Genomic DNA, 26,732 nt, shown 5'->3' on the forward strand with positions numbered 1-26,732 from the left:
CCGGATGATTCCCGGCCCCCAGGGATGGCAACGTACCCGGGCGGTCCCGCTCACACACCGGGTGTGTCCGCCGTCACGGGAATGCTCGTTCGACCGCTGGGGTAGGGTCCGCCCGTGATTGTGGCCTCCGGTGACTGCCTGAAGCGCAACTCGTGGGTCTGCGGGAAGTACTTCGACGAGTACTCCGGGGAGATCACCACCGCGTTGCGCGAACACATCTACCTGACCGTCGTCTCGGTGGCGATCGGTCTGCTCGTCGCGTTCCCGATGGCCCTCGCGGCCCGGCGTTGGCGACTGACCGGGAGCGTGCTGCTCGGCTCGACCACGATCCTGTACACGATTCCCTCACTGGCGATGTTCGCCATCCTGCAGCCGTTCACGGGCCTGACCGAAACGACGGTGATCATCGGCCTGGTGCTGTACTCGCTGACCATCCTGGTGCGGAACATGCTGGCCGGTCTGCAATCGGTGCCGCCGGATGTGGTGGAGGCGGCGAAGGGGATGGGCTACGGGCCCGGACGGTTGTTGTTCCAGGTCGAACTCCCGCTCGCGCTGCCCGCGATCATGGCGGGCGTCCGGGTCGCCACAGTGTCCACCGTCGCGCTCACCACGGTCGGCGCGATCGTCGGCTCCGGCGGGTTGGGCAACCTGATCTATTCGGGCATCGACACGCTCTTCAAGGCGCAGGTGCTGACCGCGTCGGTGTTGTGCGTCGCGCTGGCGATCGTGGCCGACCTGCTGTTGCTCGGCGTACAAAGGCTGTTGACCCCGTGGGAGCGGGCCGGCGGACGCAAGCGGCGGCTGCCGTTCGTGTCCGCGCCCTCCGCCGAGGTCGACGTGCGAGCGGGGGCGGCGGCATGAACGTACTCGGCGACGCCTGGGATTGGTTGGCCGACGGCGCGAATTGGAGCGGCGAGAGCGGGGTGTGGAATCGGCTCACCGAGCACATCGTGCTCACCGTGGTGTGCGTGCTGATCGCGGTCGCGATCGCGCTGCCGATCGCGCTGTGGCTGGGCCATCTCGGAAAAGGCGGCGCGGCGGCGATCAACATCTCCAATATCGGGCGCGCGATCCCGACGTTCGCGGTGCTGGTGCTGCTCGGGCTGAGCCCGATCGGTATGGGCGACACCGCGACGATCATCGCGCTCGTGTTGTTCGCCATCCCACCGGTCCTCACCAACGCGTACGTCGGCATGCGCGGCGTGGACCGGGACGTGGTCGAGGCGTCGCGCGGAATGGGCATGACGGGCGGCCAGATGTTGTTCCGCGTCGAGCTGCCGCTTGCACTTCCGTTGATCATGACGGGAATTCGAACGTGTGCCGTTCAGGTTGTTGCCACGGCAACACTCGCGGCACTGGTCGCGGGGGGCGGTCTCGGGCGCATCGTCACGGCCGGTTTCGACCTGCAGGACAACGGTCAAGTGGTGGCGGGGGCAATCCTGGTGGCCGCGTTGGCTCTGGTGGTGGAAGGCCTGTTCGCGCTCGTGCAGCGGTTCACGGCCCGGAAACCGCGTGGCGGTGTGACCTCGTGAGAACGGAAAGGGCGGTGCATCGCATGCTTATGCGGCGCGGCAAGACGGGCATAACGGTCGGCGTGGCGGCAGGGTTGTCCCTGGTGTTCCTGGTGGGTGCGACGGGGTGTTCGTCCTCGGACGACGACAAGACGGTGGTCGGCTCGGCCGGATTCACCGAGTCCGAGATCCTGGCGCAGATGTACAAACAGTTGCTCGACAAGGGCGGGGTGAAGGCGAGCATCAAGACGGTCAAGAACCGTGAGCTCTACGAACCCGAGCTGGAGAAGGGCAAGATCGCGGTCGCGCCGGAGTACGCGGCGACGATGGCGGAATTCCTGAACCGAAAGAAGAACGGCCCGGATGCCGCACCGGTCGCCTCGCCGGACGTGACGGCCACGGTCGCCGCGCTGAACACGCTCGCCGGCCCGGCCGGGCTCAAGTCCGGCACGCCGTCGCAGGCGGTGGACCAGAACGCGTTCGCGGTGACCAAGGATTTCGCCGCGAAGAACAACCTGAAGACCCTCTCCGACCTGGGCAGGGCCGGTCTCGAGGTGAAGATCGCGGCGGGTGAGGAGTGCAAGACGCGCCCGTTCTGCGCCCCGGGTCTGGAGAAGGCGTACGGCATCAAGGTGAGCGGCGTGGACCCGCTCGGCGTCGGGACCACCGCCGCCAAGCAGGCGGTCAAGGACGGCAAGGACCAACTGGTCCTGACCACGTCCACCGATGCCACACTCGACCAGTTCGGCCTGGTCGTCCTCGCGGACGACAAGAAGCTGCAGAACGCCGACAACGTGATTCCGGTGGTCAATTCGGGCAAGGCCGACAAGATCCTGCCGCTGGTCGACAAGCTCGCACCGATCCTCACCACCGAGGACCTGACCGCGCTCAACAAGCAGGTCGACGAGGACCGCAAGAAGCCGGCCGACGTCGCCAAGGCCTACCTGAAGTCCAAGAACCTGATCTGACCCACAAATCGCCGGCCCGGGATCGAATCCCGGCAGGGACGGATTCTTTGCGGCCGACGCGACATTCCGGGTCTGCGGGTCGGTTCAATTCTTCACCCTCCGGGGCAACGCTCGGCGCCGGTCGGGCAGTTCAATAGCCCGGCCGGTGCGCGGGGCCAAATCGGCCCGGCCGGCGTTTGCGGCCACCCCAGCCAAGTCCTGCCCACGGAAAGCAAAAAACCCGCGCCCACGGCAACCCCTGCACCAAGGCGAACGCCGTATCGCGCTAACGTCTGGTGCATGCCACGTGGACGCCATCGCTCGGTCTCGACCGCCACACGCATATCCCTGCTTGCCGCCATATGCGCGCCGGCGCTCGTCGCCGTCGTTCTGGCGGTCGTCGCGGGAGGTGCGACCACACTTCGACTCGCCGTGCTGCTCGGTGTGTTCTCCGCCGCCGGCGCGATTGCGTGGGTGGTTCGCGGGAGTACCGCACACCACCGGCGGCAGGCCGAGGAGAGCATCGCCCGGCGTCGGGAGCGGGAGCGCATGGCCGAGGAACTGCGCGCCGCGATCGAGCGGGCCGACGGGCACGAACTCGCCGCGGTGCACGCCGGCGAACTGGCCGCGGCACACCTGGTGTCGCGTCCGCAGCGGCTGACCCCGGACCTGTTCGCGCGCGGCGCGGCGGTGTTGGACCTGCTGGACCGGCGGGCCGGCGAGGCGCGTCCCACGATTTCGTCCATCGTCCCGGCCGTACGCCGGCCGCCTGTGTCCGCGCCGGACCTGGTTCCGGCCTACGCGGCCTCGGTGTTCGGCCCGGCGGCGCGATCCGCGGCGCGGGGCGGGGCGGAGATTTCCACCGGGACCACGTCGGCCGAGGCGGCACCGGGTGCGCCGGCTCCTGCCGCCGGCCGCTCCGCTGTGCGAGCCGGGACCGAAACGACCGCCGTGGCGCCGGGCGCCCCGACCTCCGCTGCCGGCCGCTCGGTCGCACGGTCCGAGAGCGCGTCGACCGCCGTGGCGCCGGGTATCGCGGGTCCCGCCTCGGGGCGCCCGACCACGTCGAGCGGGGCGGCACCGACCGCCGCTTCGACGCCTGCGGCCGTGCGCTCCGCCGAGCAGGGCGGGTCCGAGGATGCCGGCGAGGCCGGACCGACCGCCGGGGCGCGTCCCGGCACGCCGATCGCGCCGTCCGCCGAGCTGAGCCGGAGCGTCGCCCTCCCGGCTGTCGGGGCCACCGCCGAGGTCGCGTCCGAAATCGCAGCGCCCGTCGCTTCCACCGCACCGGCGAAGACTCCCGCAGCCGCCTTCGACGCCCCGGCCGCCGTGCCCGACGCGCCTGCGCAGGCTGCCACCACGCCTGAGCCCGTTTCCTCGATCCCCGCTCCGGCCGAGGCGACCGCGCTCGGGTTCGAGACCGCCGAAGTCACCCGGATGGTGCGGGACAAGGTGCTGGAGGTGACCCGTCGGGTGGCCGGTTCCGGGGCCTCCGGGCGGTTCGACTTCTTCGCGCCGCGTGCCGCCCTCGCGGAGCCCGAGGCGACCGGCTTCCTTACCGACGAGCTGTTCGGCTCGGACGCGCACTACGACGCTCTCGTCGCGGGGCGCCCGCACGGGGACGAGATCGAGCCGGCCCGGGCGACGTCCGTCCCGGACGCGGCGGTGGACGACATCGAGGCCGATCGGCTCGCCGATCCGGTGCGTGCCGAGGGGGCGCCGGCCCGCGGGCCGGCGCCGGTGCACCGCGGGCACGGCGTACGGTTCGCGCCCAGCGAATCCGACCGGGTCCGTCCGGGTGTGCCGCGGCCCAAGCCGCTGCCGGTGGACCTCACCGCACACGACGACACCGAGGAGATCCCCCGGATCGACATCCGCAAGCACGCCTGACCCGGTCGGCGCCTCGCCCGACCGGCGTCCGAGGTGTCACTTGTCGATGTCGCCCACGACGAAGAAGAGCGACCCGAGGATCGCCACCATGTCCGCGATCAGGCACCCCGGCAGCAGTTCGGTCAGCACCTGCACGTTGTTGTAGGACGCCGAGCGCAGCTTGAGTCGCCACGGGGTCTTCTCGCCCCGGGAGACCAGGTAGTAGCCGTTCAGGCCGAGCGGGTTCTCGGTCCACGCGTAGGTGTGGCCCTCGGGCGCCTTGAGCACCTTCGGCAGTCGCAGATTCACCGGACCCTGCGGGAGCTCGTCGAGCCGGTCGCAGCACGCGTCGGCGAGGTCCAGGCTCACGTGCACCTGCTCCAGCAGGCACTCGAACCGGGCCAGGCAGTCGCCCTCCTCGCGGGTGACCACGCGCAGCACGTCGGCGAGCTCGCCGTAGGCCAGGTACGGCTCGTCCCGACGCAGGTCGAAGTCGACGCCCGAGGCCCGCGCGATCGGCCCGCTGACCCCGTACGCGGCCACCAGGGCCGGCGTCAGCACCCCCACGCCCCGGGTGCGGGCGCGGAAGATCTCGTTGCCCGAGACCAGGTCGTCCAGGCCCGCCAGCCGTGTGCGCACGGTTGCGACGGCGTGCCGAACCCGGCCGGTCCAGCCCGCCGGCAGATCCTCCTTGAGTCCGCCGACCCGGTTGAACATGAAGTGCATCCGGCCGCCGGAGATCTCCTCCATCACCGCCTGGATCTCCTCGCGCTCGCGGAACGCGTGGAAGATCGGCGTGATCGCACCCAGCTCCAACGGATACGAGCCCAGGAACATCAGATGGTTGAGCACCCGATTCAGCTCGGCGAGCAGGGTCCGCGCCCACACCGCGCGCTGCGGCACCTCCATGCCCAGCATGCGCTCCACCGCGAGCACCACGCCCAGCTCGTTCGCGAACGCGCTCAACCAGTCGTGCCGGTTCGCGAGCATCACGATCTGTCGGTAGTCGCGCACTTCGAAGAGCTTCTCCGCGCCGCGGTGCATATAGCCGACGATCGGCTCGGCGGAGATGATCCGCTCGCCGTCGAGCACGAGTCGCAGCCTCAGCACGCCGTGCGTGGAGGGGTGTTGGGGCCCGATGTTGAGCACCATGTCGGTCGTGTCGAGCTGGTCGGCGCCGATACCCACGCCCAAGGTCCTGGCGGTCATGGACCCTGAGTCTGCCAGTAGTCGTGTGCTCCTTCGCACCCTTGTATGCCCACCTGGGAAGGTTGCCCGTATGAAACCGGCCGATGACGCCCTGGCTCCGCCCGATCTCGACTGGCGGGCCGTTTCGGAACAGCTGTACCGGATGCGCCGTGCCCTGCTGCTCGCCGGCTGTGTGCTGCTCGCCGTGGTCGCCGGCGGTCTGCTCGGCCGGTTCGTGGCCTGGTGGGCGGGCGCGGTGGTGGTGCTCGCCTGCTCCGGGGTGGCTGCCTGGGGCCTGCCGGCGATCCGGCGCAACCAGCGCTCGTGGCGCTACGCGGAGCGGGCCGACGACCTGCTGATCGCGCACGGCGTGCTGTTTCGCCGGCTGGTGGTGGTGCCGTACGGGCGGATGCAGTTCGTGGACGTCGAGGCGGGCCCGCTGGAGCGCCGATTCGGCATCGCCAAGGTGACCCTGCACACCGCCTCGGCCTCCTCGGACGCGGTCGTGCGCGGCCTGCCGCCGGCCGAGGCCGCGCGGCTGCGCGACCGGCTCGCGGCGCTGGGCGAGGCCCGATCGGCGGGGCTGTGAGCGCCGGGGTCGAGCGGCCGGTCGAGGGCGCCGGCGAGCCGCGCCGGCTGCACCCGCTGACCCCGCCCGCCCGTGGCTGGGTGGTGATCGCCGCGTGTCTGGGCGTGGTCGTGCACAACATCAACTCCGGGTGGGCGACCCCGAGTCGGCTGTTGATCGGGCTCGGCGTGGTGGTGCCGCTCGCGTTCGGCTACGGATACGTGTCGTGGTGGTTCACCACGTTCCGGATCGAGGGCGACGACCTGCGGCTGGATTCGGGAGTGCTGTTCCGCCGGACCCGGCACGTGCGGCTGTCCCGACTCCAGGCGGTCGACATCGTCCGCCCGCTGGCCGCCCGGTTGTTCGGGCTCGCCGAGTTGCAGCTCCAGGTCGCCGGCGGAGACAAGGCCGAGGCGAGCCTGTCGTATCTGGGCGAGGCGGACGCGCAGAGGTTGCGCGCCGAGCTGCTCGCGCGCGCCGCGGGGGTGCGCCCGGACGTGGGGGAGGCGCCCGAGCAAACGCTGGTGTCGGTGCCGCTGTCGGCGGTGGTCGGCTCGGTGCTGCTCTCGGTCGGCACCTGGGCCGCGCTCGCGCCCAGTGTGGCGGTGGTGACCCTGGCCGTCGTCCTGCACGAACTCGCCTTCGTATTCGGGTCGGTGCCGCTTTTCCTGGCCGCGTGGCAGTTCACCGCCGGGCGGGTGATCCGCAATTTCGACTTCACCGTGGCCCGCTCGCCGGACGGCCTGCGGCTGCGGCACGGTCTGCTCGAACAGCGGCATCAGACGGTGCCGCCCGGTCGGGTCCAGGCGGTGCGGATCGTGCAGCCGTGGTTGTGGCGGCTGCGCGGTTGGGTCCGGGTCGAGATCAACGTGGCCGGCTACGGCGGCAAGGACGCCGACAACAAGGAGACGATCCTGCTGCCGGTCGCGCCGCGGGCGGTCGCCCACGGGCTGCTCGGGCAGATCCTGCCGGGCGTCGACATCGACGCGGTCCAGCTGATCCCGGCGCCGCGACGGGCCCGTTGGCACGATCCCGTCGGCTGGTCGGCATACGCCTACGGCGCGGATGCCGAGGTGTTCGTGGCCCGCAGCGGCCGATTCCATCGGGTGCTGGACGTGATCCCGCACGCGAAGGTGCAGAGCGTGCGGCGGACGCAGGGGCCGTGGGAGCGCCGGCTCGGCCTGGCCACCGTGCACCTGGACTCCACGCCGGGTCCGGTACACGTCAAGGCGGCCCGACGGGACGCGGCCGAGGCGCACACGATGGTCTCCGAACAGGCCGAACGCTCGCGTACCGGACGTCGCGAGGCGGGTGCGGAGCGTTGGATCGAACCCGCATCTGACAGTTCGTCAGGTTCCGCCTCTTCCCTCGGCGAGGACGCCGGTTAATATCTGACGCATCGTCATATTCGCAGGGAGGCAGCGATGAGTCAGGTCGAGTCGAAGGGTGGAGCCCCGCTCGCAGGGGTTCGCATCATCGAGTGTTCGATGCTGGGACCGGCCGCGATCACCTCGTCGCTGGTGGACCTGGGCGCCGAGGTGATCAAGATCGAGCCGCCGCAGGGTGACTACATCCGGGACATGACGTGGCCGATCGTGGAGGGCTCGTCACTGATGCACCTGCACGTCAACCGGGGCAAGAAGTCACTGGTCCTGGACCTGCGCAAGCCGGAGGCGATCGAGACCTTCAAAGCGTTGGTGAAGGACGCCGACGCGGTGATCGAGGCGATGCGGCCGGGCGGTCTGGCCCGGCGCGGGATCGGCTACGAGGACCTGAAGAAGATCAACCCCCGGATCGTGTTCTGCACGATCTCCGGCTACGGCGCCACCGGCCCGTACCGGGACATGCCCAGCCACGGCGTCGCCTACGACACCTGGGCCGGCGTGGTGAAGCCGGCGATCAACGAGGACGGCTTCCCGTACCTGCCCGAGCACGCCTCGATCGGCATCCATGCCGGCCCGATGTTCGGCGCGCTCGGCGTGCTCGCGGGCATCATCCGCGCCCGGGCCACCGGCGAGGGCAGCGTGATCGACATCGCCCAGTCGGACGCGGCCGCGTCGATGGACTGGCTGCGCAGCGAGACCTGGAAGGCGTACGAGCGCCCGGAGTCGGAGGTGACCGGCAACAAGTCGGACAACTACGAGCGGCGTGCGCCCGGTACCGGTGGCATGGAGCAGGGTGTCCGCTACCAGATCTACGCGACCAAGGACGATCGGCACGTGCTGTTCATGGCGTCCGAGCAGTCGTTGTGGAAGAACTTCTGCGAGGCGGTGGACCGCGCCGACCTGTTCGAGCGCTGGCCCGGCTCCAAGTACGCGGACCACGCGGTCGGCAACGTCGAGCTGCGCGGCATTCTGCGGGACATCTTCGCGACCCGGACCGCGCGCGAGTGGATCGAGTTCGGCAACGAGGCGAACACGCCGATCGCGCCGGTGAACACGCCGCAGACGATCGCCGAGGACCCGCAGTTCCAGCACCGGTTCCCGTGGATCGGGCAGGACCGGCTCGGTGCGGAGCAGTTGCCGTCGCCGATCAAGTTCGTCGGTGAGTCGCTTCCCGTGCCGGAGCGGGCGCCCACGGTAGGGCAGCACAGTGCGGATGTCCTGGCGGACTTGCTGGGGTACGACGAGGCCAGGATCGCCGAGTTGCGGGCGGCCGGCGTGCTTGGTGAGAGCTGACGGTGGCCTGATGTACCCGGCTGGGCCGGCGGGTCGGCCTCGTACGCCGGCCGGGCTGAGGTGGCTTGGGTTGGCTGGTGGCCTCGAACGCCGGCCGGGCCGGGTTGGCTGGTGCTTCGTGTGTCGGCCGGTTCGGGTGCCGGCCCGGCCGGGTGGGTCCGGGAGTGGGCGGCCGTGGGTGGGGTGGATCGGCCCGATCCACGGCCGCCCGCTTCAGGGGCGGAGTTGTTCGGGGACCGGCATTCGCATGCCCTGGGCCAGCCAATGGAAGTCGCCCAGGCCGCCGTGGGCGGTGAGTTCGCCGGCTTCGCCCGCGTCGCGCAAGCCGGCGAGGTAGCCGGCCGGGTCGGTGCGGGCCAGCTCGTAGGGCGGCCGGTGGCCGACCAGGCCCAAGGCGCGCAACGCGTGTCGCTGGGTGGTGAGGACCGTGTCCCGCGCCCCCGCCGCCTCGCCCGCCGCCGCCACCGCGTCCATCGCGACATGGCAGGTCACGTCGCAGGTGCCGTCCGGAACCGGCGGCACCTGCCGACCCTGCCGATACCCGGTGAGCGAGCCGTACGGCGGACGCCCGCCGGCGAGGTGCCCGTAGTCGATCGCCACCGCGACCCCCCGCTCCAGTCGCTCGATCGCGCGCCCCCAGGCGGCGTCCCGGGGCTCGCCGATCTCGGCCCGCGTGCCCGGCTCCGCGCCGACCAGCGGCCACCAGCGATCCAGCCAGCGCGCGTCCCGATCGCGGATGGGCGCGCCCAGCAGCTCCTCCCCGGTGCGCACGTCCACCTCGATCACCCGCGGTACGCCGTGCCCGTCCACCTCCGCGACGTCGGTGGGGACGTTGTCCAGCCACTCGTTGGCGATCAGCAGCGCGGCCCGGCCCGGCGGAATCTCCGACTCCCAGGCGATCGACGGCGGCAGCGCCTCCGGCCGGTCGGCGACATCCACGCCGATCAGCTCCAGGTGCGGCGCGATCCGGCACAGCGCGACCAGCAACTCGCCCCGCCCGGCGCCCACGTCCACGACGGTGTCCAGACCCGCGGCGCGCGCGAGGTCGGCCAGCGCGCGGGCGAACAGCGGGGAGGCGTGCACAGAAGTGCGGAAATGCCCGGCGGGGCCCTCGGCCCGGCGGTAGAAGCCCTCGGCTCCGTACAACGCCCGACGGGTGGCTTCCTTCCAGGTCAGCCGTCGTTCCATCGCATCCGACGGTACCGGCCCCCGATCGCCGCCGCGCGACCGAGGTCGGTCTGTACCGATCCGTCGGGAGTGCGGCCGAACGGATGTGCCCGTCTACCCTGCCTGTGTGCATCACCTGTACGCCTGGCTCCGTGGACGCCCCCTGCTCGTGGACGGAGCGTGGGCGCTGCTGCTGCTCATGTTCGGCCTGTTCGAGGTGATCATCGACCAGCCCGGTCCACCCGACATCCCGCATCTGATCGCGCTCGGCACGATGTCGATCGTGCTGTTGATCCGCCGGCGCAATCCCACCCATGCGCTGGTGGTCACCCTCGCGGTCGGGATCTTCCAACTCTTCGACGACATACCGCCCGGCCTGGAGGCGCTCGCGATGCCCGCGATCGCCTACAGCGCCGCCGCGTACAGCCCGCGCTGGGCCTCGCGCACGGCGCTCGTCGGCGGGGTGCTCGCGCCGATCGCGGCGATGGTGCGCTGGTGGGACAACCCGGATGTGCCGACCACCGGCACCGTCTTCTTCACGCTGTTGCTGATGGGTCCCTTCGTGATCGCGTGGGTGCTCGGCGATTCGATGCGTACCCGGCGGGCGTACTACGTCGAGTTGGAGGACCGGGCCGACCGGCTGGAGCGCGAGCGGGACCAGCAGGCGCAGATCGCCGCGGCGAGCGAGCGGGCCCGGATCGCGCGCGAGTTGCACGACGTGGTCGCGCACAACGTGTCGGTGATGGTGGTGCAGGCCGACGGCGCGGCGTACGCGCTGGACGGCGCGCCCGAGCTGACCCGCGAGGCGCTCGGCACGATCTCCGCCACCGGCCGCGAGGCGCTCGCCGAGATGCGCCGACTGCTGGGCGTGCTGCGCTCGCAGAACGAGGGCGACGCCTACGTCCCGCAACCGGGCGTCGAGCAGCTGGAAGACCTCCTGGAGCGGGTGCGCAGCGCGGGCCTGCCGGTCGACCTGACCGTCGAGGGGGTGCCGGTCGAGCTGTCCCAGGGCGTCGCGTTGACCGTGTACCGGATCGTCCAGGAGGCGCTGACCAACACCCGCAAGCACGGTGGGCCGAACGTCAAGGCGTTGGTGCGCCTGCGCTACCTGGGCGAGGACGTAGAACTGGATGTGGGAGACGACGGTCGAGGCGCGGCGGCTCCCGGCGACGGGATGGGCCACGGCCTGGTCGGCATGGGCGAGCGGGTCGCGCTGTTCGGTGGCCGGCTGGAGACCGGGCCACGCTCCGGCGGCGGCTGGCAGGTTCGGGCCCGACTGCCGGTACGCCCGGGGGAGGGCCCCTGAGCCGTCCCGGTGGCACCAGGGGTGTGCGCACGGCATCGTCTGATGCGACTTGTGGCGGAGTGATGATTCGGTACGTCGGTTGACGCGCGCACGGGCCGGTGCCACGTAGCGTCGAAGTGTGCAACGAATCTATGCGTGGCTGCGAGCACACCCCCTGTGGGTCGACTCCGTGTGCACGATTCCGATCTTCGGCCTTGCACTGCTCCAGGTCCTGGAGGACCCCGCCGCACCCGTGCCGCGCTGGTGGTGGCTCGTGATCGTGGTGCTGCTCAGCCTGGGCATGGTGCTGCACCGGGTGCGCCCGATGACCGCGACCGCCCTGGTCGTGGTCGGCGGGTTGATGCAGCTGGTCTGGGACGGCACGCTCACCTCGGCCAACTACGCGATGCTCGTCGCGCTGTACACGGCCGCCAAGTCCGGCCCACGATGGCTCTCGCGCATCGGGCTCGCGATGGTCCTGCTCGGGCCGGCGGTCCTGCTCGGGCGCTTCCCGGAATCGAGTGATGCCTCGTTCCGCGACAACGTCATCGGTTTCGGCTTCCTCGTGGTGCTGCTGGCGATTGCGTGGGTGTTGGGCGATTCGATGCGCACCCGGCGGGCGTTCTACGCCGAGTTGGAGGAGCGGGCCACCCGGCTGGAGTTCGAACGGGACCAGCAGGCGCAGATCGCCGCAGCGGCCGAGCGGGCCCGGATCGCGCGCGAGTTGCACGACGTGGTCGCGCACAACGTGTCGGTGATGGTGGTGCAGGCCGACGGCGCCGCGTACGCGATCGAGTCGTCGCCGGACCAGGCCCGCGAGGCACTGGGCACGATCGCGGCGACCGGGCGCGAGGCGCTCGCCGAGATGCGCCGACTGCTCGGGGTGCTGCGCTCGCAGACCGAGACCGAGGCGTACGTGCCGCAGCCGGGTGTCGAGCAACTCGGCGAATTGGTCGAGCAGGTGCGCACCGCCGGCCTCAACGTCGAGCTCCGGGTCGAGGGGGTGCCGGTCGAGCTGCCGCAGAGCGTCGCGCTGACCGCGTACCGCATCGTCCAGGAGGCGCTGACCAACACCCGCAAACACGCCGGCCCCGATGCCACCGCAACGGTCGGAGTCGGCTACGGGGAAGATGGGCTCGAAATGGAGATCAGCGACGACGGCCGCGGCGCCGCGGCCCCCGGTGACGGGATGGGCCACGGTCTGGTCGGCATGCGCGAACGGGTCGCGATGCTGGGTGGTCGGTTGCGCACCGGACCGAGCGTCGGCGGCGGATGGTCGGTCAGCGCGATCCTGCCCTACGCCGCCCGCCCCGAGTCCTCCTCCATCTCCTCCGGTACGCCCACCAGGACGACTCTTCAAGGAGCTCAGTGAGCATCAAGGTGATGCTGGTCGACGACCAGGAATTGCTGCGGACCGGCTTCACCATGGTGTTGCAGGCCCAGCCGGACATGAGCGTGGTCGCCGAGGCCGGGGACGGGGTCGAGGCGCTGGACAAGCTTCGGCACGTGGACGTGGACGTGGTCCTGATGGACGTGCGGATGCCGCGGATGGACGGCGTCGAGGCGTGTCGGCGGATCTGTGCCGAGAGCGGCGAGAACGCGCTCGTGTTGCCCGAGGGCCGGATGCGGCCCAAGGTGCTCATGCTGACCACCTTCGACCTGGACGAGTACGCGTTCGCCGCGCTCAAGGCCGGGGCCAGCGGCTTCCTGCTCAAGGACGTCCCGCCGCCGGAGCTGCTGTCCGGGATCAGGGCGGTGGCCTCCGGCGACGCGGTGGTCGCGCCGAGCACGACCAAGCGCCTCCTCGACCGGTTCGCGCCGATCCTGCCCAGCGACCACGAGCCGCGGCCGGACGTGGTGGACGCGCTCACCGAGCGCGAGCTGGAGGTGATGATGCTGGTTGCCCAGGGCCTGTCCAACGCGGAGATCGCCCAGCGGCTGTTCCTGTCCGAGGCCACCATCAAGACCCACGTCGGCCGGATCCTGATGAAGCTCGGATTGCGCGACCGAGTCCAGGTCGTGGTGCTCGCGTACGAGACGGGACTGGTCAAGGCCCGGGGGCGGTAGTCCCGCCGATCGCACCCGCACGCGGATCGGCCGACCCGCGTGCGGGTGTGCCCGTGCGATGGCTCAGTCCGTGTAGAAGCCGCCGTCCGGGTGCAGCATCTCGCCGGTGAAGTAGGACGACTGGTCGCTCGCCAGGAACAGCGCCGCGTTGGCCACCTCGCGGGCGCTGCCCATGCGACCCAGTGGCACGCTGCCGAGCAGGCGCTGCTCGAGTTCGGGCATGCCGCGCAGGACCGCGGTCATGTTGGTCTCGATGAAGCCCGGACCGATCGCGTTGACCCGGATCCCGGCCGGGCCGAGCACGAGCGCGGCCTGCTTGGTCAGCATCCACACGCCGGCCTTGGACACGGAGTAGGCCGCCGAGCCCGCCTCGGGGTGCTTGGCGGCGATCGAGGCGATCGTGATGATCGAGCCGCGTCGATTCCGGGCCACCATCCAGCGCGCGGCGGCCTGCACCGCGAGCAGCGTGCCGGTCAGGTTCACGTCGAGCACGCGCTGCCACTCGGCGAGCGGGCTGTCCACGAACCGCTTGATCGGGTCCCGCTCGGCCGCGGCCGTGTTGCTGGGTCGGCCGCTGACGTAGTCGGCCGTGCTGATGCCCGCCGCGGTGACCAGGACGTCGATCGCTCCGAACGTGTCGATCGCGTGCTGCATCACCGTCCCGGTGTCGGTCGGGCTGCTCGCGTCGGTGTGCATGTAGGTGGCCCGCCGGCCGCGCTTCTCGACCGCCTCGATGGTGCCGATCGCGGCCTCGTCCAGGAGGTCGGCGATCACGATGTCGGCGCCCTCCTCGGCGAAGCGCTCGCAACACGCGCGGCCGATCCCGTTGGCGCCGCCGGTGACCACGGCGACCTTCCCGTCGAGCTGTCCCATCTTCCCGCCCCCATCTCCGTCCCCCGCGCACACATGCGCGATCGATGATGTTGCCCATCCCACGCGACCCTCGAAACCCGCCGGTCCTTGAGGCATGCTGTTACACCGTTACAGGAGCAGTCGTCGCCTCCGGGAGGAACCCGCATGACCACCACCGAGACCGGACGTCCCGCCGTGCACATCGGGGCCGAGGACCTGCCGTTCGTCGAGATCGGCGGCGGTAACAAGCTCAAGGTGCTGTGCGTCAAGGAAGAGGAGGGCCTGTGGATCGTGGAGAACATCTTCCAGCCCGGCTTCGCCGTCGAAACGCACCGGCACACCGGCCCCGTCTACGGCTACACCGTGTCCGGCGCCTGGAAATACGCCGAGTACGACTACGTCAACCGGGCGGGCTCGTTCCTGTACGAGCCCGCCGGCTCCGTGCACACGCTCACCTGCGTCGAACCCGACACCCGGGTGTGGTTCCAGATGTACGGCGCCAACCTCAACCTGGACGCCGAGGGCAACATCACCTCGGTGACCGACGGCGCCGGCACGCTGCGCGCCTACTACGCGCTGTGCGAGGCGCAGGGCTTCGGCCGGCCGAACGTGGTCGTGGGCTGACCAGGGTGCGATCCGAGGTTGCAAGGGAGATGCCATGACCGTCCCGCCCGCCCCGACCGGACCCGACCTCTACAGCCCCGAGCTGTATTCGGACGGCCCGCCGCACGCGCTGTTCGCCGAGTTGCGCCGGACCGACCCCGTGCACTGGCAGGACATCCCGGGACAGCCGGGCTACTGGGCCGTGCTCCGGCACGCCGACGTCGAGTACGTCTCGCAGAACCCGGCGATCTTCTCCGCCGAGGCCGGCGGGATCATCCTGGAGGATCTCGAACCCGAGCGGCTCGAAGCCCTGCGCGGCACGCTGCTGTCGATGGATCCGCCGCGCCATCGCGCGTACCGCAAGCCGCTGGTGAAGTCCTTCACCGCGAAGGTGGTCGGTGGCATGGAGGACCGGATCCGCACCATCTGCCGGGAGATCTTCGCGCGGGTGGGCACCGGTGAGGTCGAGTTCGTGCACGACGTCACCTCCAGCCTGCCGACCCAGGTGATCGGCGAGCTGATGGGCCTGCCGCCGGCCGACTGGGACCACATCCACGCGCTCGCCGAGCGCAACACGGCGGGCGAGGGCGGCCGGGCGGCGATCGAGATGGCCCGCTACGCGATCGGCTTCGCCGCCTCGCGCCGGGCCGAGGAGCCGCGCGAGGACATCACCTCGCTGATCCTGGAGTCCGAGTTCGGCGGCCGGATGATGACCGACCTCGACTTCGGCCAGTTCTTCGTACAACTGGTCACGGCCGGCAACGACACCACCAAGACCATGCTGTCCGCCGGCCTGCACACGCTGCTGACCCACCCGGACCAGCTCGCGGCGCTGCGCGCGGATCGCGCCCTGATCCCGGGCGCGGTCGAGGAGATCCTGCGCTGGGCAAACCCGCTGCACTACTTCCGCCGCACCGCCACCCGGGACACCGAATTGCGCGGCGTGCCGATCAAGGCCGGCGACAAGGTGGCCATGTACTACACGTCCGCGAACCGCGACGAGGAGGTCTTCACCGACCCGCAGCGCTTCGACATCACCCGCAGGCCCAACCCGCACCTGTCCTTCGGCTTCGCCGAGCACTTCTGCCTGGGCGTGCACATCGCGCGTCTGGAGGGGCGGGTGTTCTTCGAGGAGCTGCTCGCGACCCATCCCACGATCGAGATGACCGGCGAGCCCGAACGGCTGCGCTCGAACCTCAACAACGCGCTCACCCGATTGCCGGTCCGGCTCGGCTAGCGCGCGGTGACCGTCGGTGACCGTCGGCCGGGCTGCCCGGAGCCCGTCCGGCGGGGGCCCGATCGCGGGGGCTTTCACAGGACGAGATGCATGCGAAGGCGGTCCAAAGGGGACACATAAGCGACCGACTCGGGGAAAGAAGAGGGCCGAACCCTCGCACCTGGTCAATCGTCACCGGTCTCCGGGAGGCTCCCCATGGGAAGCCGTCAGCTGGTCATACGAGCGGGTCGACGCTGTGCGCTCGCGGTCGCCGCGATCGGGATCGTCGCGTCGGCCGGGGCCCTGGACGTCGGCCCGGCCCCCTCGCCGTCACCCGAGCGCAGTAGCGCCGCATCGGTGGAATCGACCGCCGACGCGGCCCGCTCGACCTCCTCCGCCTACTCGCTGCAGACCCAGGGCGGCCCGCGCAGCGTCCGGGTGGCCCGGGTGGTCACCGGCACGATGTTGTTGACCGGCCTCGTGCTGACCGCACTCGGCGCGATCGGGATGCGCGGACCAGAGCTGATCCGGCGCAAGGTCGTGCGCCGCGTCGCGTACCAGGCGGGCTCCACCCGCTATCGGTGGGCACCACCGGCCCCGCTGCCGAGCGACGTGCCGACCAACCCGGGGACCGGCCCGCCCGGCGCGTGAGTACCCTGATCGGGCCAGTACTCGTCCGGTACCCGCCGCGGACTGGAACGGAAGGCTCGCTCGCGTGAACAACGACATCACCGCACGTCCGCATCCGCACGGCCGCTCGCCCGACCCCGCCGACCGCCCCGCGCGGCTGCGCGTGGGAGTCGTCGGCACCGGCCGCGTCGGCCCGACCCTGGCCGCCGCCCTTGCCCTCGCCGGGCACTCGGTGGTGGCCGCTTCCGGCGTTTCGGAGACCTCCCGGCGTCGCGCCGAGGACCTCCTGCCGGGCGTCCCGCTGGTCACCCCGCAAGAAGTGATCGCGGCCTCCGACCTGACCCTGCTGACCGTGCCCGACGACGCGCTCGAAGCGCTCGTGCACGGCCTGGCCGAGACCGGCGCGATCAAGGCCGGTCAACTCCTGGTGCACGCGTCGGGCCGCTACGGCGTCGACATCCTGGAACCGGCCACCCGCGCCGGCGCGCTGCCGCTCGCGCTGCACCCGGTGATGACCTTCACCGGCAGCACCATCGACCTCGAACGACTGGCCGGCTGCTCCTTCGGGGTCACCTCGCCCGAGCCGCTGCGCCCGGTCGCCGAGGCGCTCGTGGTGGAGATGGGCGGCGAACCCGAGTGGATCGAGGAGCGCGACCGCGCGCTCTACCACGTGGCCCTGGCCAACGGCGCGAATCACCTGGTCACCCTGGTCGCGCAGTCGCTCGAACTGCTCGGCGCGGCCGGCGTCCGCGCCCCGGGCCGAATGCTCGGACCCCTGCTCGGCGCCGCCCTGGACAACGCGCTGCGGGCCGGCGATCACGCGCTGACCGGTCCGGTCGCACGCGGCGACGCGGGCACCGTGGCCGCACACGTGGCCGAGCTGCGCCGGGTCTCGCCCGAGGCGCTCGCCGCCTACGTGGCGATGGCCCGACTGACCGCCGACCGCGCGCTGAACGCCGGCCTGCTCAAGGCCGAGGCGGCCGAGGCGCTGCTGGACGTGCTGGCCGAGGGAGGCCGACCGTGACCGCCGTGCGCCTGGCCCGGACCGCGGCCGAACTCACCGAGGACACCCGGCCGTACGGATTGCGCGCGGTGGTGATGACGATGGGCGCGCTGCACCAGGGGCACGCGGCGCTGATCCGCGCGGCGCGCGAGTTCGTCGGCCCGACCGGCCACGTCGTGGTCACCGTGTTCGTCAACCCGCTCCAGTTCGGCGCGGGCGAGGACCTGGACCGCTACCCCCGCACCCTGGACGCCGACCTGGAACTGAGCGGGGAGGCGGGCGCCGACGTGGTGTTCGCGCCCTCGGTGGACGAGGTGTACCCGGGCGGCGAGCCGCGGGTGCGGATCACCGCCGGACCCACCGGCGTGGTGCTCGAAGGTGCCTCCCGGCCCGGCCACTTCGACGGCATGCTCACGGTGGTCGCCAAACTGTTGCACCTGACCGCACCCAAGGTCGCCTTCTTCGGCGAGAAGGACGCCCAGCAACTCGCGCTGATCCGGCGCATGGTGCGCGACCTGAACTTCCCCGTCGAGATCGTGGGCGTGCCCACCGTCCGCGAACCCGACGGGCTGGCCCGGTCCAGCCGCAACCGCTACCTGTCCGAGGCCGAGCGGAAGACCGCGCTCTCGCTCAGCCGCGCGCTCGACGCGGGCGCCCGGCGCGCCGGCGACGGCGCGGGCGCCGTGCGCGCCGCCGCCGAGGACGTGCTGCGCGCCGTGCTGGAACCCGACTATGTGGAGTTGGTCGACATCGACGACTTCACCCCGGTGGCCGCCGACCACGCCGGCCCGGCGATCCTGGCGATCGCGGCCCGCGTGGGCGGCACCCGGCTCATCGACAACGCCCGCCTGACGATCACGGGAGTCCCCCGGTCATGATGCGCACGATGTTCAAGTCCAAGATCCACCGCGCGACGATCACGCAGGCGGACCTCCACTACGTCGGCTCGATCACCATCGACGAGGACCTCCTCGAAGCCGCCGACATCCTGCCCGGCGAACTGGTGCACGTGGTCGACATCGACAACGGCGCCCGCCTGGAGACCTACACGATCGCGGGCCCGCGCGGCACCGGCGTGATCGGCATCAACGGTGCCGCCGCGCGCCTGGTGCACACCGGCGACCTGGTGATCATCATCGCGTATGCCCAGGTCACCGACGCCGAGGCGCGGGCGATGAAGCCGCGCGTGGTGTTCGTGGACGCGGCGAACGCGATCACCGGCACCGGCCACGACCCGGCCGAGGCTCTTCCCGGCGGCGAGACGGTACGCGGTGACCGCGTGGTCGGCGACCGGGTCGCGCAATGAACACGCCCGCACTTCCCGCGCGCCTGGCCGCCCCCGATCCCGGGTGGAGCGTGCGCGCGGACGTCATCGTGGTCGGCTCCGGGGTGGCCGGCCTGACCGTCGCGCTGCGTGCGCGCCGGGCGGGCCGGGTCCTGTTGGTGACCAAGGCACAACTCGACGAGGGCTCCACGCGCTGGGCACAGGGTGGGATAGCGGCCGCGCTCGGCGAGGGCGACAGCCCCGAACAGCACCTGCGCGACACGCTCGTGGCCGGTGCCGGGCTGTGCGCCGAGGACGCGGTCCGGATCCTGGTCACCGAGGGCCCGGACGCGGTGCGCCGACTGATCGACACCGGCGCCGAGTTCGACCGGGGTCCGGACGGCGACGTACTGCTCACCCGGGAGGGTGGCCACCTGCGCAACCGGATCGCACACGCCGGCGGCGACGCGACGGGAGCGGAGATATCGCGGGCTCTGGTCGCCGCGGTGCGGGCCGCGCCGGACATCGAGGTGATCGAGAACGCGCTCGTGCTCGACCTGCTCAAGGACGCCTCCGGGCGCGCGTGCGGGGTCACCCTGCACGTGATGGGCGAGGGCGCGCGGGACGGCGTCGGCGCCGCCGTGGGGCGGGCCGTCGTGCTCGCCACCGGCGGCATGGGCCAGGTCTTCTCGTCCACCACGAACCCGTCGGTGTCCACCGGCGACGGGGTCGCGCTCGCGCTGCGCGGCGGGGCCGAGGTCACCGATCTGGAGTTCGTCCAGTTCCACCCGACCGTGCTGTGGCTCGGCGCGGGCGCCGAGGGCCAGCAGCCGCTGGTCTCCGAGGCGGTCCGCGGCGAAGGCGCCCACCTCGTGGACGCGGCCGGCATCCGGTTCATGACGGATCGTCACCCGCTCGGCGAATTGGCCCCGCGCGACATCGTGGCCAAGGGCATCGTGCGCCGGATGGCCGAAACCGGCGCCGAACACATGTACCTGGACGGCCGGCACTTCGGCGCGGATATGTGGAAGCACCGCTTCCCGACCATCCTGGCCGCATGCCGTGCGCACGGGATCGACCCGGTGACCGAGCCGATCCCGGTGGCGCCCGCCGCGCACCACGCGAGTGGAGGCGTACGCACCGACCTGCACGGACGGACCAGCGTGCCGGGGTTGTACGCATGCGGAGAGGTGGCGTGCACCGGCGTGCACGGCGCCAACCGGCTCGCGTCCAACTCGCTGTTGGAGGGCTTGGTCTTCGCCGAGCGGATCGCGGCGGATCTGGCCCTGGACATGCCGCCGTTCGCCGCGCCGGCCGCCCCCGAGGGCCCGGCGGGGCTGCTCGGCGAGGAGGTCCGGCTGCGCCTGCAACGCGCGATGACCTCGGGCGCCGGGGTGCTGCGCGACGCGCACGGTATGGCCCGCACCGAGGCCGCGTTGGCCGAGTTGGCCACCCGTACCAGCACCGATCCGTGCACGCAGACGTGGGAGACCACGAATCTGCACCTGGTCGCGAGCGCACTCACCCGAGCCGCGCTGCTCCGCGAGGAGACGCGCGGTTGTCACTGGCGCGAGGACTATCCGGACCTCGACGATGCCGCGTGGCGCGGCAACCTCGTCACGTCGCTGCGCGAGGGCGCCCTGCACGTCGCCTACCAGGCACACGAACCCGAGGAGTCGACCGCGTGAGCACCGTCCAGCTGTCCGCCGATCTCACGTCGCGCCTGGCCGAGGCCGGGCTCGACCCGCTCGCCGTCGCCGCGCTGGCGACCGCCGCCGTCGCCGAGGACCTCGACGGCGGCGTGGACGTCACCTCGGTGGCCACCGTGCCCGAGGACGCGCGCGGCCACGCCGAGTTCACCGCCCGCGGATCGGGCGTTGTCGCGGGCCTCCCGGTCGCCGAGGCGGTGCTCGAACTGGTCTGCGGCGCCGACCTGGTGCTCACCCGGCACGTCCGGGACGGCGACGCGGTGACGCCCGGCACGGTGCTGTTCACCGCCGAGGCGAGCACCCGCACGCTGCTCACCGCCGAGCGGGTCGCGCTCAACCTGCTGTGCCGGCTGTCCGGCGTGGCCACCGCTACCCGCGCGTGGGCGGACGCGATCGAGGGCACCGGTGCCTCGGTCCGGGACACCCGCAAGACCACGCCGGGCCTGCGCGCCCTGGAGAAGTACGCGGTGCGCTGTGGCGGTGGGGTCAACCACCGGATGTCGCTGTCCGACGCGGCGATGGTCAAGGACAACCACGTGGTCGCCGCGGGCGGCGTCGCCGAGGCGTTCAAGGCCGTGCGGGCGGCCTTCCCGAACGTGCCCGTCGAGGTCGAGGTGGACCACCTCGACCAGATTCCGCCGGTCCTGGACGCGGGCGCCGACCTGATCCTGCTGGACAACATGACGCCCGGTCGCATGCGCGAGGCGGTGGCCCTGGTTGCGGGCCGAGCCCGCCTCGAGGCCAGCGGCGGCCTCACCCTGGCGACCGCCCGCGAGGTCGCCGAGACCGGTGTGGACTACATCGCGGTCGGCGCGCTCACCCACTCCGCCCCGATCCTGGACGTCGGCGTGGATCTGCGCGCCTGAGCGACCGGTACCGTTCACCGGATCAGCCGTCCCGCCCCGCCCCGCCCCGCCGCTCTTCCCTTCCCGAAGCCGCGCTCCGTCCCCCACGGCCCGAGCCAGAACACCAAGGACGCCCACGATGTTGCTCACCATCGACGTCGGTAACTCGCATACCGTGCTCGGCCTGTTCGACGGTGACGAGATCGTCGAGCACTGGCGCATCTCGACCGAGGCCCGGCGGACCGCGGACGAACTCGCCGTCGTCCTGGCGGGATTGCTCGGCCAACACCCGCTGATCGGTGCCGACGGCATCGACGGCATTGCGATCTGCTCCACCGTGCCGTCCGTGCTGCACGAAATGCGCGACATGGTGCGGCGCTACTACGGGGACATCCCCACGGTCGTCGTCGAGCCCGGGGTCAAGACCGGCGTACCGGTCCTGATGGACAACCCCAAGGAGGTCGGCACCGACCGGATCATCAACGCGCTGGCAGCGGTCAAGCTGTACGGCGGCCCGTGCGTGGTGGTCGACTTCGGCACCGCGACCACCTTCGACGCGGTCAGCACCAAGGGCGAGTACGTCGGCGGCGCGATCGCCCCCGGCATCGAGATCTCGGTGGACGCGCTCGGCGCGCGCGGCGCGCAGCTGCGCAAGATCGAGCTGATGCGCCCGCGCAGCGTAATCGGCAAAAGCACGGTCGAGGCGATGCAGGCGGGCATCCTGTACGGCTTCGCCGGGCAGGTGGACGGCGTGGTCAAGCGCATGGCGGCCGAACTGTCCCCGGACGACCCGGACGCGGTCACGGTGGTGGCCACGGGCGGACTGGCGACGCTGGTCCTGGGCGAGGCTTCGGTGATCGACGTGCACGAGCCGTGGCTGACCCTGATCGGCCTGCGGATGGTCTACGAGCGCAACGCGGCGGTGTGAGCGGGGCCGGTTCGAAGTCGCCTTCGAAGTCGACTCGAAGTCGGAAAAACACAAGCACCAAATAAGCTGGATTGTCCGTCTCTGCACATACAGTGCGTGGTATGCCGACGCCACATGGTGACCAGGGGATGGCCTTCAGTGCGCACGAGGTGCGGGTGTTGCGCCGCGCGCTGGCCGTCGCGTTGCGCGGCGGTCGCGACTCGGTCGACTTCTGGCTGCTCGGCCGGGCAATCGGCGAGGCGCAGGACGAGCGCGAGCGGCTGCGCGCGTTCATGACGGCCGAGCTGCGGCGCTATCGGGCCGCGCTGCCCGGGAGCGCGGCCACCTTCCTGTCCTGTCTGCGCAACGCGGTGGACGAGGTCGCGCACATCCCCTCGGCCGAGGACCTGGCCGCCCTGCGGAGCACCCTCGACCTGCCCTGCGGCGAGCGCGAACGGGCAAGCCGCGTCGCACTGTTGAATCGCTGCACCCGGTTGGCCGAGGCCGACCTCGAACGACGCCTCGCCGCCCGAGCCCACCGCCGAGCCGCCGCCGCGGCGGCCCGCTCCACCGCGCCGGACCCGCTGGACGTCCTGATCCCGGGCCGGTCCATGCCGGTCTCCCGGCGAGCCCCCCTCGCCATCGAGCCGACCTCCGCTCCGGCGACGCCGGCCGAACCCGAGGCCGTGCCGGCGTCGGAACCGGCGCCCGAGGCCGTGCCTGCCTTCCCGACCGGGCCCGATCCGACTGCGGTCGAGTGCGACGAGCTCTCGGCCGAAGCGGAACCGACGCACGTCGAGCAAACCCCGATCGAGATCGAGGCCCCGGAGGCGGAGGTTCCCGAGGAGGAAACCCCCATGGCGGAAGTCTCCGAGGCGGAACCGGACGCGCCGAATGCCGTCGATCCGGACGCGCCGGACAGCCAGCCGACGGATGCGCAGTCGACGGAAGCACCGCGGTGCGACATGCAGCCGGGCGCGCGAACCGCTGAGCAGCGGGGCCCGGAACGCGCTCGGGAAACCCTGTCCCCGGTCATTCCGCACCGTCGCCAGGGCCGCCTCCTCGGGCAACTCCCCGTGCCGGAAATCCTCCAGGCCGGCACCGGCTGAACCCCCTCCGCCGGTATGACGAACACCGGCTCCGAGAAATTACCCCGACAAGTCGACAAGAACATTATCGGGTAAGTCGGACCCCCTCCGAAACGCTTTGTCACGCACAGACGTCGATCAGGCCAGGCCTCGCGACGCCATTTCGTGATTCACATCCCTGGCAGGCCGAGACCGGGTCCGACTCGTCCTCGACCGTGCTGATCGCCGGTGGGGCCGTGGCGCTGTTCGCGCTCGCGGGTGGCTCGTACTTCGTCGTGCGTCGGCGTAAGGGTGCGGGTCCGGCGGTTTGATCGGCCTGACATCGAAGACTTCGAGGGGCGAGTCCGCGGCTTGGGTTCTAGTGGCGGACTCGCCCCTTGGCGTATTCCGGTACAGGGTGCGAACCGCCGATGGGTAGCCTTGTCCCGTGACCGAGCAGAGCGCAGCGCAGCCGCAGATCGACGACCTTCCCGAGCAGATGCGGGTCCGCCGCGACAAGCTCGATCGGCTTCGGGCCGAGGGGACCGACCCGTACCCGGTCGGATTCCCCCGCAGCACGACGGTGGCCGCCCTGCGCGCGGAGTTCGACGGTCTCGAAGCCGACGTGGAGACCGGGCGCCGGGTCGGCGTCACGGGCCGGGTCGTGCTGTATCGCACCGGCGGCAAGCTGTGCTTCGCGACGCTTCGCGACGCCGACGGCGACATCCAGGTGATGGTCTCGCTCGACGGTGTCGGCGCCGAGTCGCTGGCCGCATGGAAGAGCGATATCGACCTCGGTGACCACGTCGGCGTCGAGGGCCAGGTCATCACCTCCCGCCGCGGCGAGTTGTCGATCATGGTCGACTCCTGGGCGATCACGTCCAAGTGCCTGCGCCCGCTGCCGGACAAGCACAAGGGCCTGACCGACCCCGAGGCCCGGGTCCGCCAGCGCTACGTCGACCTGATCGTCAACGACGAGTCGCGCGCGATGCTGCGCACCCGCAGTCGGATCGTGCGCTCGATCCGCGAGTGGTTCGACGCCAGGGACTTCCTGGAGGTCGAGACCCCGATGCTCCAGCCGGTGCACGGCGGCGCCACCGCGCGCCCGTTCGTCACCCACATCAACGCGTACGACATGGACCTGTACCTGCGCATCGCGCCGGAGCTGTACCTCAAGCGCCTGGTCGTCGGCGGCGCCGAAAAGGTCTTCGAGATCAACCGCAACTTCCGCAACGAGGGCGCGGATTCGACGCACAACCCCGAGTTCACCATGCTTGAGGCGTACGAGGCGTACGGCGACTACAACACGATGGCCACGCTCACCCGCGAGGTGTACCAGCACGTCGCCCAGGCCGTGTTCGGGACGCACACCTTCCGCTACGGCGACCGGGAGGTGGACATCTCCGGCGAGTGGCGCGAGATCACCGTCTACGGCTCGGTCTCCGAGGCCGTCGGCGAGGAGGTCACCCCCGAGACGCCGATCGAGACGGTGCGCAAGCTCGCCGACGCGCGCGAGATCGAATACGACAAGGGGTGGGGCCAGGGCAAGCTGGTCCAGGAGATCTACGAGGCGCTGGTCGAGCACACCCTCGCCGAGCCGACCTTCGTGCGCGACTTCCCGATCGAGACGTCGCCGCTGACCCGCCAGCACCGCAGCACGCCGGGCGTCGCGGAGAAGTGGGACCTGATCGGCTTCGGCATGGAACTGGGCACCGCGTACTCCGAACTGGTCGACCCGGTCGAGCAGCGCCGCAGGCTCACCGAGCAGTCGCTGCTCGCCGCGGGCGGTGACGTCGAGGCCATGCGGATCGACGAGGACTTCCTGCGCGCGCTCGAGTTCGCGATGCCGCCGAGCGGCGGCCTGGGGCTGGGCATCGACCGGATGATCATGGCCTTCACCGGCCGTGGCATCCGCGAGACGATCCTGTTCCCGCTGGTGAAGCCGACCACCGACTGACACGCCGCCCAACCGACGCACGAGAGCCCCTTCGGTGACGGATCGTCGCCCCCGAGGGGGCTCCTGTCGCATTTCCGGGCGCGTCACCCGTTCGTACGCATAAGGTCGGCCGCATGGAAGCAGCCCCCGATCTCCGGATCTGCGTCGCCGGTGATTCGTTCGTCCAAGGCGTCGGCGATCTCGCCGGCGGCGGATGGGTCGGCCGCCTCGCGGCCGAGTCCCGTCGCCGGGGCCGGCAGTTGACCGCGTACAACCTCGGCGTGCGGCTGGAGACTTCGGCCGACGTCGCGGAGCGCTGGTACGGCGAGGCGGTCCCGCGGATGCGGCACGCCGACGGCACCGGCATGGTCTTCGCGTTCGGCGTCAACGACGTCAAGGTCGAGCGCGGCCGCCGCCGGGTCGGGCACGCGGACAGCGTCGCCAACCTCGACGCGATACTGGACACCGCCACCGGCGCCCGCTGGATCTGCCTGGTCGTCGGCGCGCCGCCGGTCCCCGGCGAGGCGAACGGCGGCGAGGACGCGCTCGCCCTAGAGGAGGCGTACGCGAAGACGTGCGCCGCGCGCGGCATCACCTTCGTGCCCCTTCAGCGCACACTGCGCGAGGACCCGGAGTGGTGGGCGAGCATCGAGGCGTACGGCGACGGCGCGCACTGCGACCCGGCCGGCTATGCCAAGCTCGCCGCGCTGATCGCCGCGGGTGGCTGGTGGGACTGGCTGGACTCGCTCGCGATCAGGAACTGACGGCCCGGTCGAAGCGAGCGCGCTGCTCAGGGCCCGGTGATCAGGGCGCGACGCCCTTGCCGGCCAGCCACTTGTTCGGGTCCACGGCCGCGCCGCCCCTGGGGTGCACCTCGAAGTGCAGGTGCGGTCCGGTGGAGTTGCCGGTCGTACCGACGTAGCCGATCACCTCGCCCGCGGCCACCGAGCCGGAGGTCTTGGCGAACCGCGATTGGTGGCAGTACCAGGTCTGGGTGCCGTCGGGGTGGGTGATCACGATCCGGTTGCCGAACGCGCCGGCGGTGCCCGCGGAGGCGATCTTGCCGGCGGCGGCGGCCTTAATCGGCGTGCCGGAGCGCGCTGCGAAGTCCAGGCCGGTGTGCGTGTGCGCCCAGCGCGAGCCGCTGTTGCCGAAGCGACCGGTCAGCGTGTAGCCGGAAGTCGGCACCACCCATCCCGAGGCGGCGCGCTCCGCAGCGGCCCGCTCGGCCGCTGCCGCCTGCTCCGCCTCGGCCCGCTTCGCCTCGGCCTGTTGCTCGGCATCCCGGGCCCGCTGGGCTTCCGCCTGCTCGGCCTCCCGAGCCCGTTCGGCCTCCGCGCGCGCAGCCGCGTCCGCTGCGGCCTGTCGCTCGGCCTCCCGCGCGGCGTCGAGCGCCGGGCGCTCCTGCGAGCGGGCCGCG

Annotated in this window: 27 protein-coding genes; 23 read left to right on the forward strand and 4 right to left on the reverse strand. The window is 71.5% G+C overall.

What is annotated here, in order from left to right:
• Positions 1 to 120: 120 nt before the first annotated feature.
• The 4 genes from ABZS54_RS08695 to ABZS54_RS08710 all read left to right on the forward strand — a co-directional run bounded on the left by ABZS54_RS08695 (position 121) and on the right by ABZS54_RS08710 (position 4,348).
• Entirely contained in the window at positions 121 to 861 is a 741-nt protein-coding gene (locus ABZS54_RS08695) for an ABC transporter permease (protein WP_355532542.1), read from the forward strand.
• Complete coding sequence (locus ABZS54_RS08700; RefSeq protein WP_355532497.1) at positions 858 to 1,532, forward strand: ABC transporter permease; 675 nt, start codon at positions 858 to 860, stop codon at positions 1,530 to 1,532. The genes ABZS54_RS08695 and ABZS54_RS08700 overlap by 4 nt, the downstream gene beginning before the upstream one ends.
• Before the next feature lie 23 nt (positions 1,533 to 1,555).
• Positions 1,556 to 2,479: an ABC transporter substrate-binding protein gene (locus ABZS54_RS08705; RefSeq protein ID WP_355532544.1), complete on the forward strand. Its 924-nt coding sequence runs from the start codon at positions 1,556 to 1,558 to the stop codon at positions 2,477 to 2,479.
• A gap of 279 nt (positions 2,480 to 2,758) precedes the next feature.
• Entirely contained in the window at positions 2,759 to 4,348 is a 1,590-nt protein-coding gene (locus tag ABZS54_RS08710; protein WP_355532499.1) for a hypothetical protein, read from the forward strand.
• Positions 4,349 to 4,384: 36 nt separating this feature from the next.
• Here the strand turns inward: ABZS54_RS08710 and ABZS54_RS08715 are convergent, their stop codons facing one another.
• Complete coding sequence (locus ABZS54_RS08715) at positions 4,385 to 5,536, reverse strand: NADH-quinone oxidoreductase subunit D (RefSeq protein WP_355532501.1); 1,152 nt, start codon at positions 5,534 to 5,536, stop codon at positions 4,385 to 4,387.
• Between the two features lie 70 nt (positions 5,537 to 5,606).
• On the opposite strand from ABZS54_RS08715, the gene ABZS54_RS08720 reads away from it, so the two are divergent.
• The 3 genes from ABZS54_RS08720 to ABZS54_RS08730 are packed head-to-tail and all read left to right on the forward strand — an operon-like array spanning position 5,607 to position 8,761.
• On the forward strand, positions 5,607 to 6,104 hold the full coding sequence (locus ABZS54_RS08720) for a PH domain-containing protein (protein ID WP_355532503.1): 498 nt from the start codon (positions 5,607 to 5,609) through the stop codon (positions 6,102 to 6,104).
• Positions 6,101 to 7,471, forward strand: a complete 1,371-nt coding sequence (locus ABZS54_RS08725) for a PH domain-containing protein (RefSeq protein WP_355532505.1) — start codon at positions 6,101 to 6,103, stop codon at positions 7,469 to 7,471. Before ABZS54_RS08720 ends, ABZS54_RS08725 begins: the two co-directional genes overlap by 4 nt.
• Positions 7,472 to 7,507: 36 nt before the next feature.
• A complete protein-coding gene (locus tag ABZS54_RS08730; protein WP_355532507.1) occupies positions 7,508 to 8,761 on the forward strand; it encodes a CoA transferase in 1,254 nt (417 codons plus the stop codon).
• A gap of 213 nt (positions 8,762 to 8,974) precedes the next feature.
• Here the strand turns inward: ABZS54_RS08730 and ABZS54_RS08735 are convergent, their stop codons facing one another.
• On the reverse strand, positions 8,975 to 9,949 hold the full coding sequence (locus ABZS54_RS08735) for an SAM-dependent methyltransferase (RefSeq protein WP_355532509.1): 975 nt from the start codon (positions 9,947 to 9,949) through the stop codon (positions 8,975 to 8,977).
• A 106-nt stretch (positions 9,950 to 10,055) separates the two neighbouring features.
• Between ABZS54_RS08735 and ABZS54_RS08740 the strand changes: the two genes are divergently transcribed.
• From ABZS54_RS08740 to ABZS54_RS08750, 3 genes are all read left to right on the forward strand, one after another.
• Positions 10,056 to 11,234: a sensor histidine kinase gene (locus ABZS54_RS08740; RefSeq protein ID WP_355532511.1), complete on the forward strand. Its 1,179-nt coding sequence runs from the start codon at positions 10,056 to 10,058 to the stop codon at positions 11,232 to 11,234.
• A 118-nt stretch (positions 11,235 to 11,352) separates the two neighbouring features.
• The gene (locus ABZS54_RS08745; RefSeq protein ID WP_355532513.1) at positions 11,353 to 12,585 is read left to right on the forward strand and encodes a histidine kinase; all 1,233 of its coding nucleotides are present in this window, start codon (positions 11,353 to 11,355) and stop codon (positions 12,583 to 12,585) included.
• Complete coding sequence (locus ABZS54_RS08750) at positions 12,582 to 13,280, forward strand: response regulator transcription factor (protein ID WP_355532515.1); 699 nt, start codon at positions 12,582 to 12,584, stop codon at positions 13,278 to 13,280. The genes ABZS54_RS08745 and ABZS54_RS08750 overlap by 4 nt, the downstream gene beginning before the upstream one ends.
• 63 nt (positions 13,281 to 13,343) lie before the next feature.
• Here the strand turns inward: ABZS54_RS08750 and ABZS54_RS08755 are convergent, their stop codons facing one another.
• The gene (locus ABZS54_RS08755; RefSeq protein WP_355532517.1) at positions 13,344 to 14,153 is read right to left on the reverse strand and encodes an SDR family NAD(P)-dependent oxidoreductase; all 810 of its coding nucleotides are present in this window, start codon (positions 14,151 to 14,153) and stop codon (positions 13,344 to 13,346) included.
• Positions 14,154 to 14,297: 144 nt separating this feature from the next.
• Between ABZS54_RS08755 and ABZS54_RS08760 the strand changes: the two genes are divergently transcribed.
• The 13 genes from ABZS54_RS08760 (at position 14,298) to ABZS54_RS08820 (ending at position 26,076) form a co-directional block, all read left to right on the forward strand.
• On the forward strand, positions 14,298 to 14,756 hold the full coding sequence (locus ABZS54_RS08760) for a 2,4'-dihydroxyacetophenone dioxygenase family protein (protein WP_355532519.1): 459 nt from the start codon (positions 14,298 to 14,300) through the stop codon (positions 14,754 to 14,756).
• A 34-nt stretch (positions 14,757 to 14,790) separates the two neighbouring features.
• The gene (locus ABZS54_RS08765; RefSeq protein WP_355532521.1) at positions 14,791 to 15,972 is read left to right on the forward strand and encodes a cytochrome P450; all 1,182 of its coding nucleotides are present in this window, start codon (positions 14,791 to 14,793) and stop codon (positions 15,970 to 15,972) included.
• 195 nt (positions 15,973 to 16,167) lie between these two features.
• Positions 16,168 to 16,602: a hypothetical protein gene (locus ABZS54_RS08770; RefSeq protein ID WP_355532523.1), complete on the forward strand. Its 435-nt coding sequence runs from the start codon at positions 16,168 to 16,170 to the stop codon at positions 16,600 to 16,602.
• A 64-nt stretch (positions 16,603 to 16,666) separates the two neighbouring features.
• Positions 16,667 to 17,605 (forward strand): DUF2520 domain-containing protein, encoded by a 939-nt coding sequence (locus ABZS54_RS08775; protein WP_355532525.1) that lies wholly within the window; start codon positions 16,667 to 16,669, stop codon positions 17,603 to 17,605.
• A gap of 5 nt (positions 17,606 to 17,610) precedes the next feature.
• The gene (gene panC / locus ABZS54_RS08780) at positions 17,611 to 18,462 is read left to right on the forward strand and encodes a pantoate--beta-alanine ligase (RefSeq protein WP_355532546.1); all 852 of its coding nucleotides are present in this window, start codon (positions 17,611 to 17,613) and stop codon (positions 18,460 to 18,462) included.
• Positions 18,459 to 18,890, forward strand: coding sequence for an aspartate 1-decarboxylase (panD, locus tag ABZS54_RS08785; protein WP_026218013.1), 432 nt, complete (start codon positions 18,459 to 18,461; stop codon positions 18,888 to 18,890). The genes panC and panD overlap by 4 nt, the downstream gene beginning before the upstream one ends.
• The gene (locus tag ABZS54_RS08790) at positions 18,887 to 20,536 is read left to right on the forward strand and encodes an L-aspartate oxidase (RefSeq protein WP_355532527.1); all 1,650 of its coding nucleotides are present in this window, start codon (positions 18,887 to 18,889) and stop codon (positions 20,534 to 20,536) included. The genes panD and ABZS54_RS08790 overlap by 4 nt, the downstream gene beginning before the upstream one ends.
• Positions 20,533 to 21,423 (forward strand): carboxylating nicotinate-nucleotide diphosphorylase, encoded by an 891-nt coding sequence (nadC, locus tag ABZS54_RS08795; protein ID WP_355532529.1) that lies wholly within the window; start codon positions 20,533 to 20,535, stop codon positions 21,421 to 21,423. Before ABZS54_RS08790 ends, nadC begins: the two co-directional genes overlap by 4 nt.
• A gap of 118 nt (positions 21,424 to 21,541) precedes the next feature.
• A complete protein-coding gene (locus tag ABZS54_RS08800) occupies positions 21,542 to 22,330 on the forward strand; it encodes a type III pantothenate kinase (protein ID WP_020549599.1) in 789 nt (262 codons plus the stop codon).
• 101 nt (positions 22,331 to 22,431) lie between these two features.
• Entirely contained in the window at positions 22,432 to 23,418 is a 987-nt protein-coding gene (locus tag ABZS54_RS08805) for a hypothetical protein (protein ID WP_355532531.1), read from the forward strand.
• Positions 23,419 to 23,534: 116 nt separating this feature from the next.
• On the forward strand, positions 23,535 to 23,708 hold the full coding sequence (locus ABZS54_RS08810; protein ID WP_355532548.1) for an LPXTG cell wall anchor domain-containing protein: 174 nt from the start codon (positions 23,535 to 23,537) through the stop codon (positions 23,706 to 23,708).
• Positions 23,709 to 23,824: 116 nt separating this feature from the next.
• Positions 23,825 to 25,333: a bifunctional lysylphosphatidylglycerol synthetase/lysine--tRNA ligase LysX gene (gene lysX, locus ABZS54_RS08815; protein ID WP_355532533.1), complete on the forward strand. Its 1,509-nt coding sequence runs from the start codon at positions 23,825 to 23,827 to the stop codon at positions 25,331 to 25,333.
• Between the two features lie 113 nt (positions 25,334 to 25,446).
• Positions 25,447 to 26,076 (forward strand): GDSL-type esterase/lipase family protein, encoded by a 630-nt coding sequence (locus ABZS54_RS08820; RefSeq protein WP_355532535.1) that lies wholly within the window; start codon positions 25,447 to 25,449, stop codon positions 26,074 to 26,076.
• Positions 26,077 to 26,116: 40 nt separating this feature from the next.
• On the opposite strand, the gene ABZS54_RS08825 is transcribed toward ABZS54_RS08820, so the two are convergent.
• A partial coding sequence (locus tag ABZS54_RS08825) for a M23 family metallopeptidase (protein ID WP_355532537.1) occupies positions 26,117 to 26,732 on the reverse strand: 616 nt, incomplete at its 5' end.

This window comes from Embleya sp. NPDC005575 (assembly GCF_040605455.1).
Classification (GTDB): Bacteria; Actinomycetota; Actinomycetes; order Streptomycetales; family Streptomycetaceae; genus Embleya.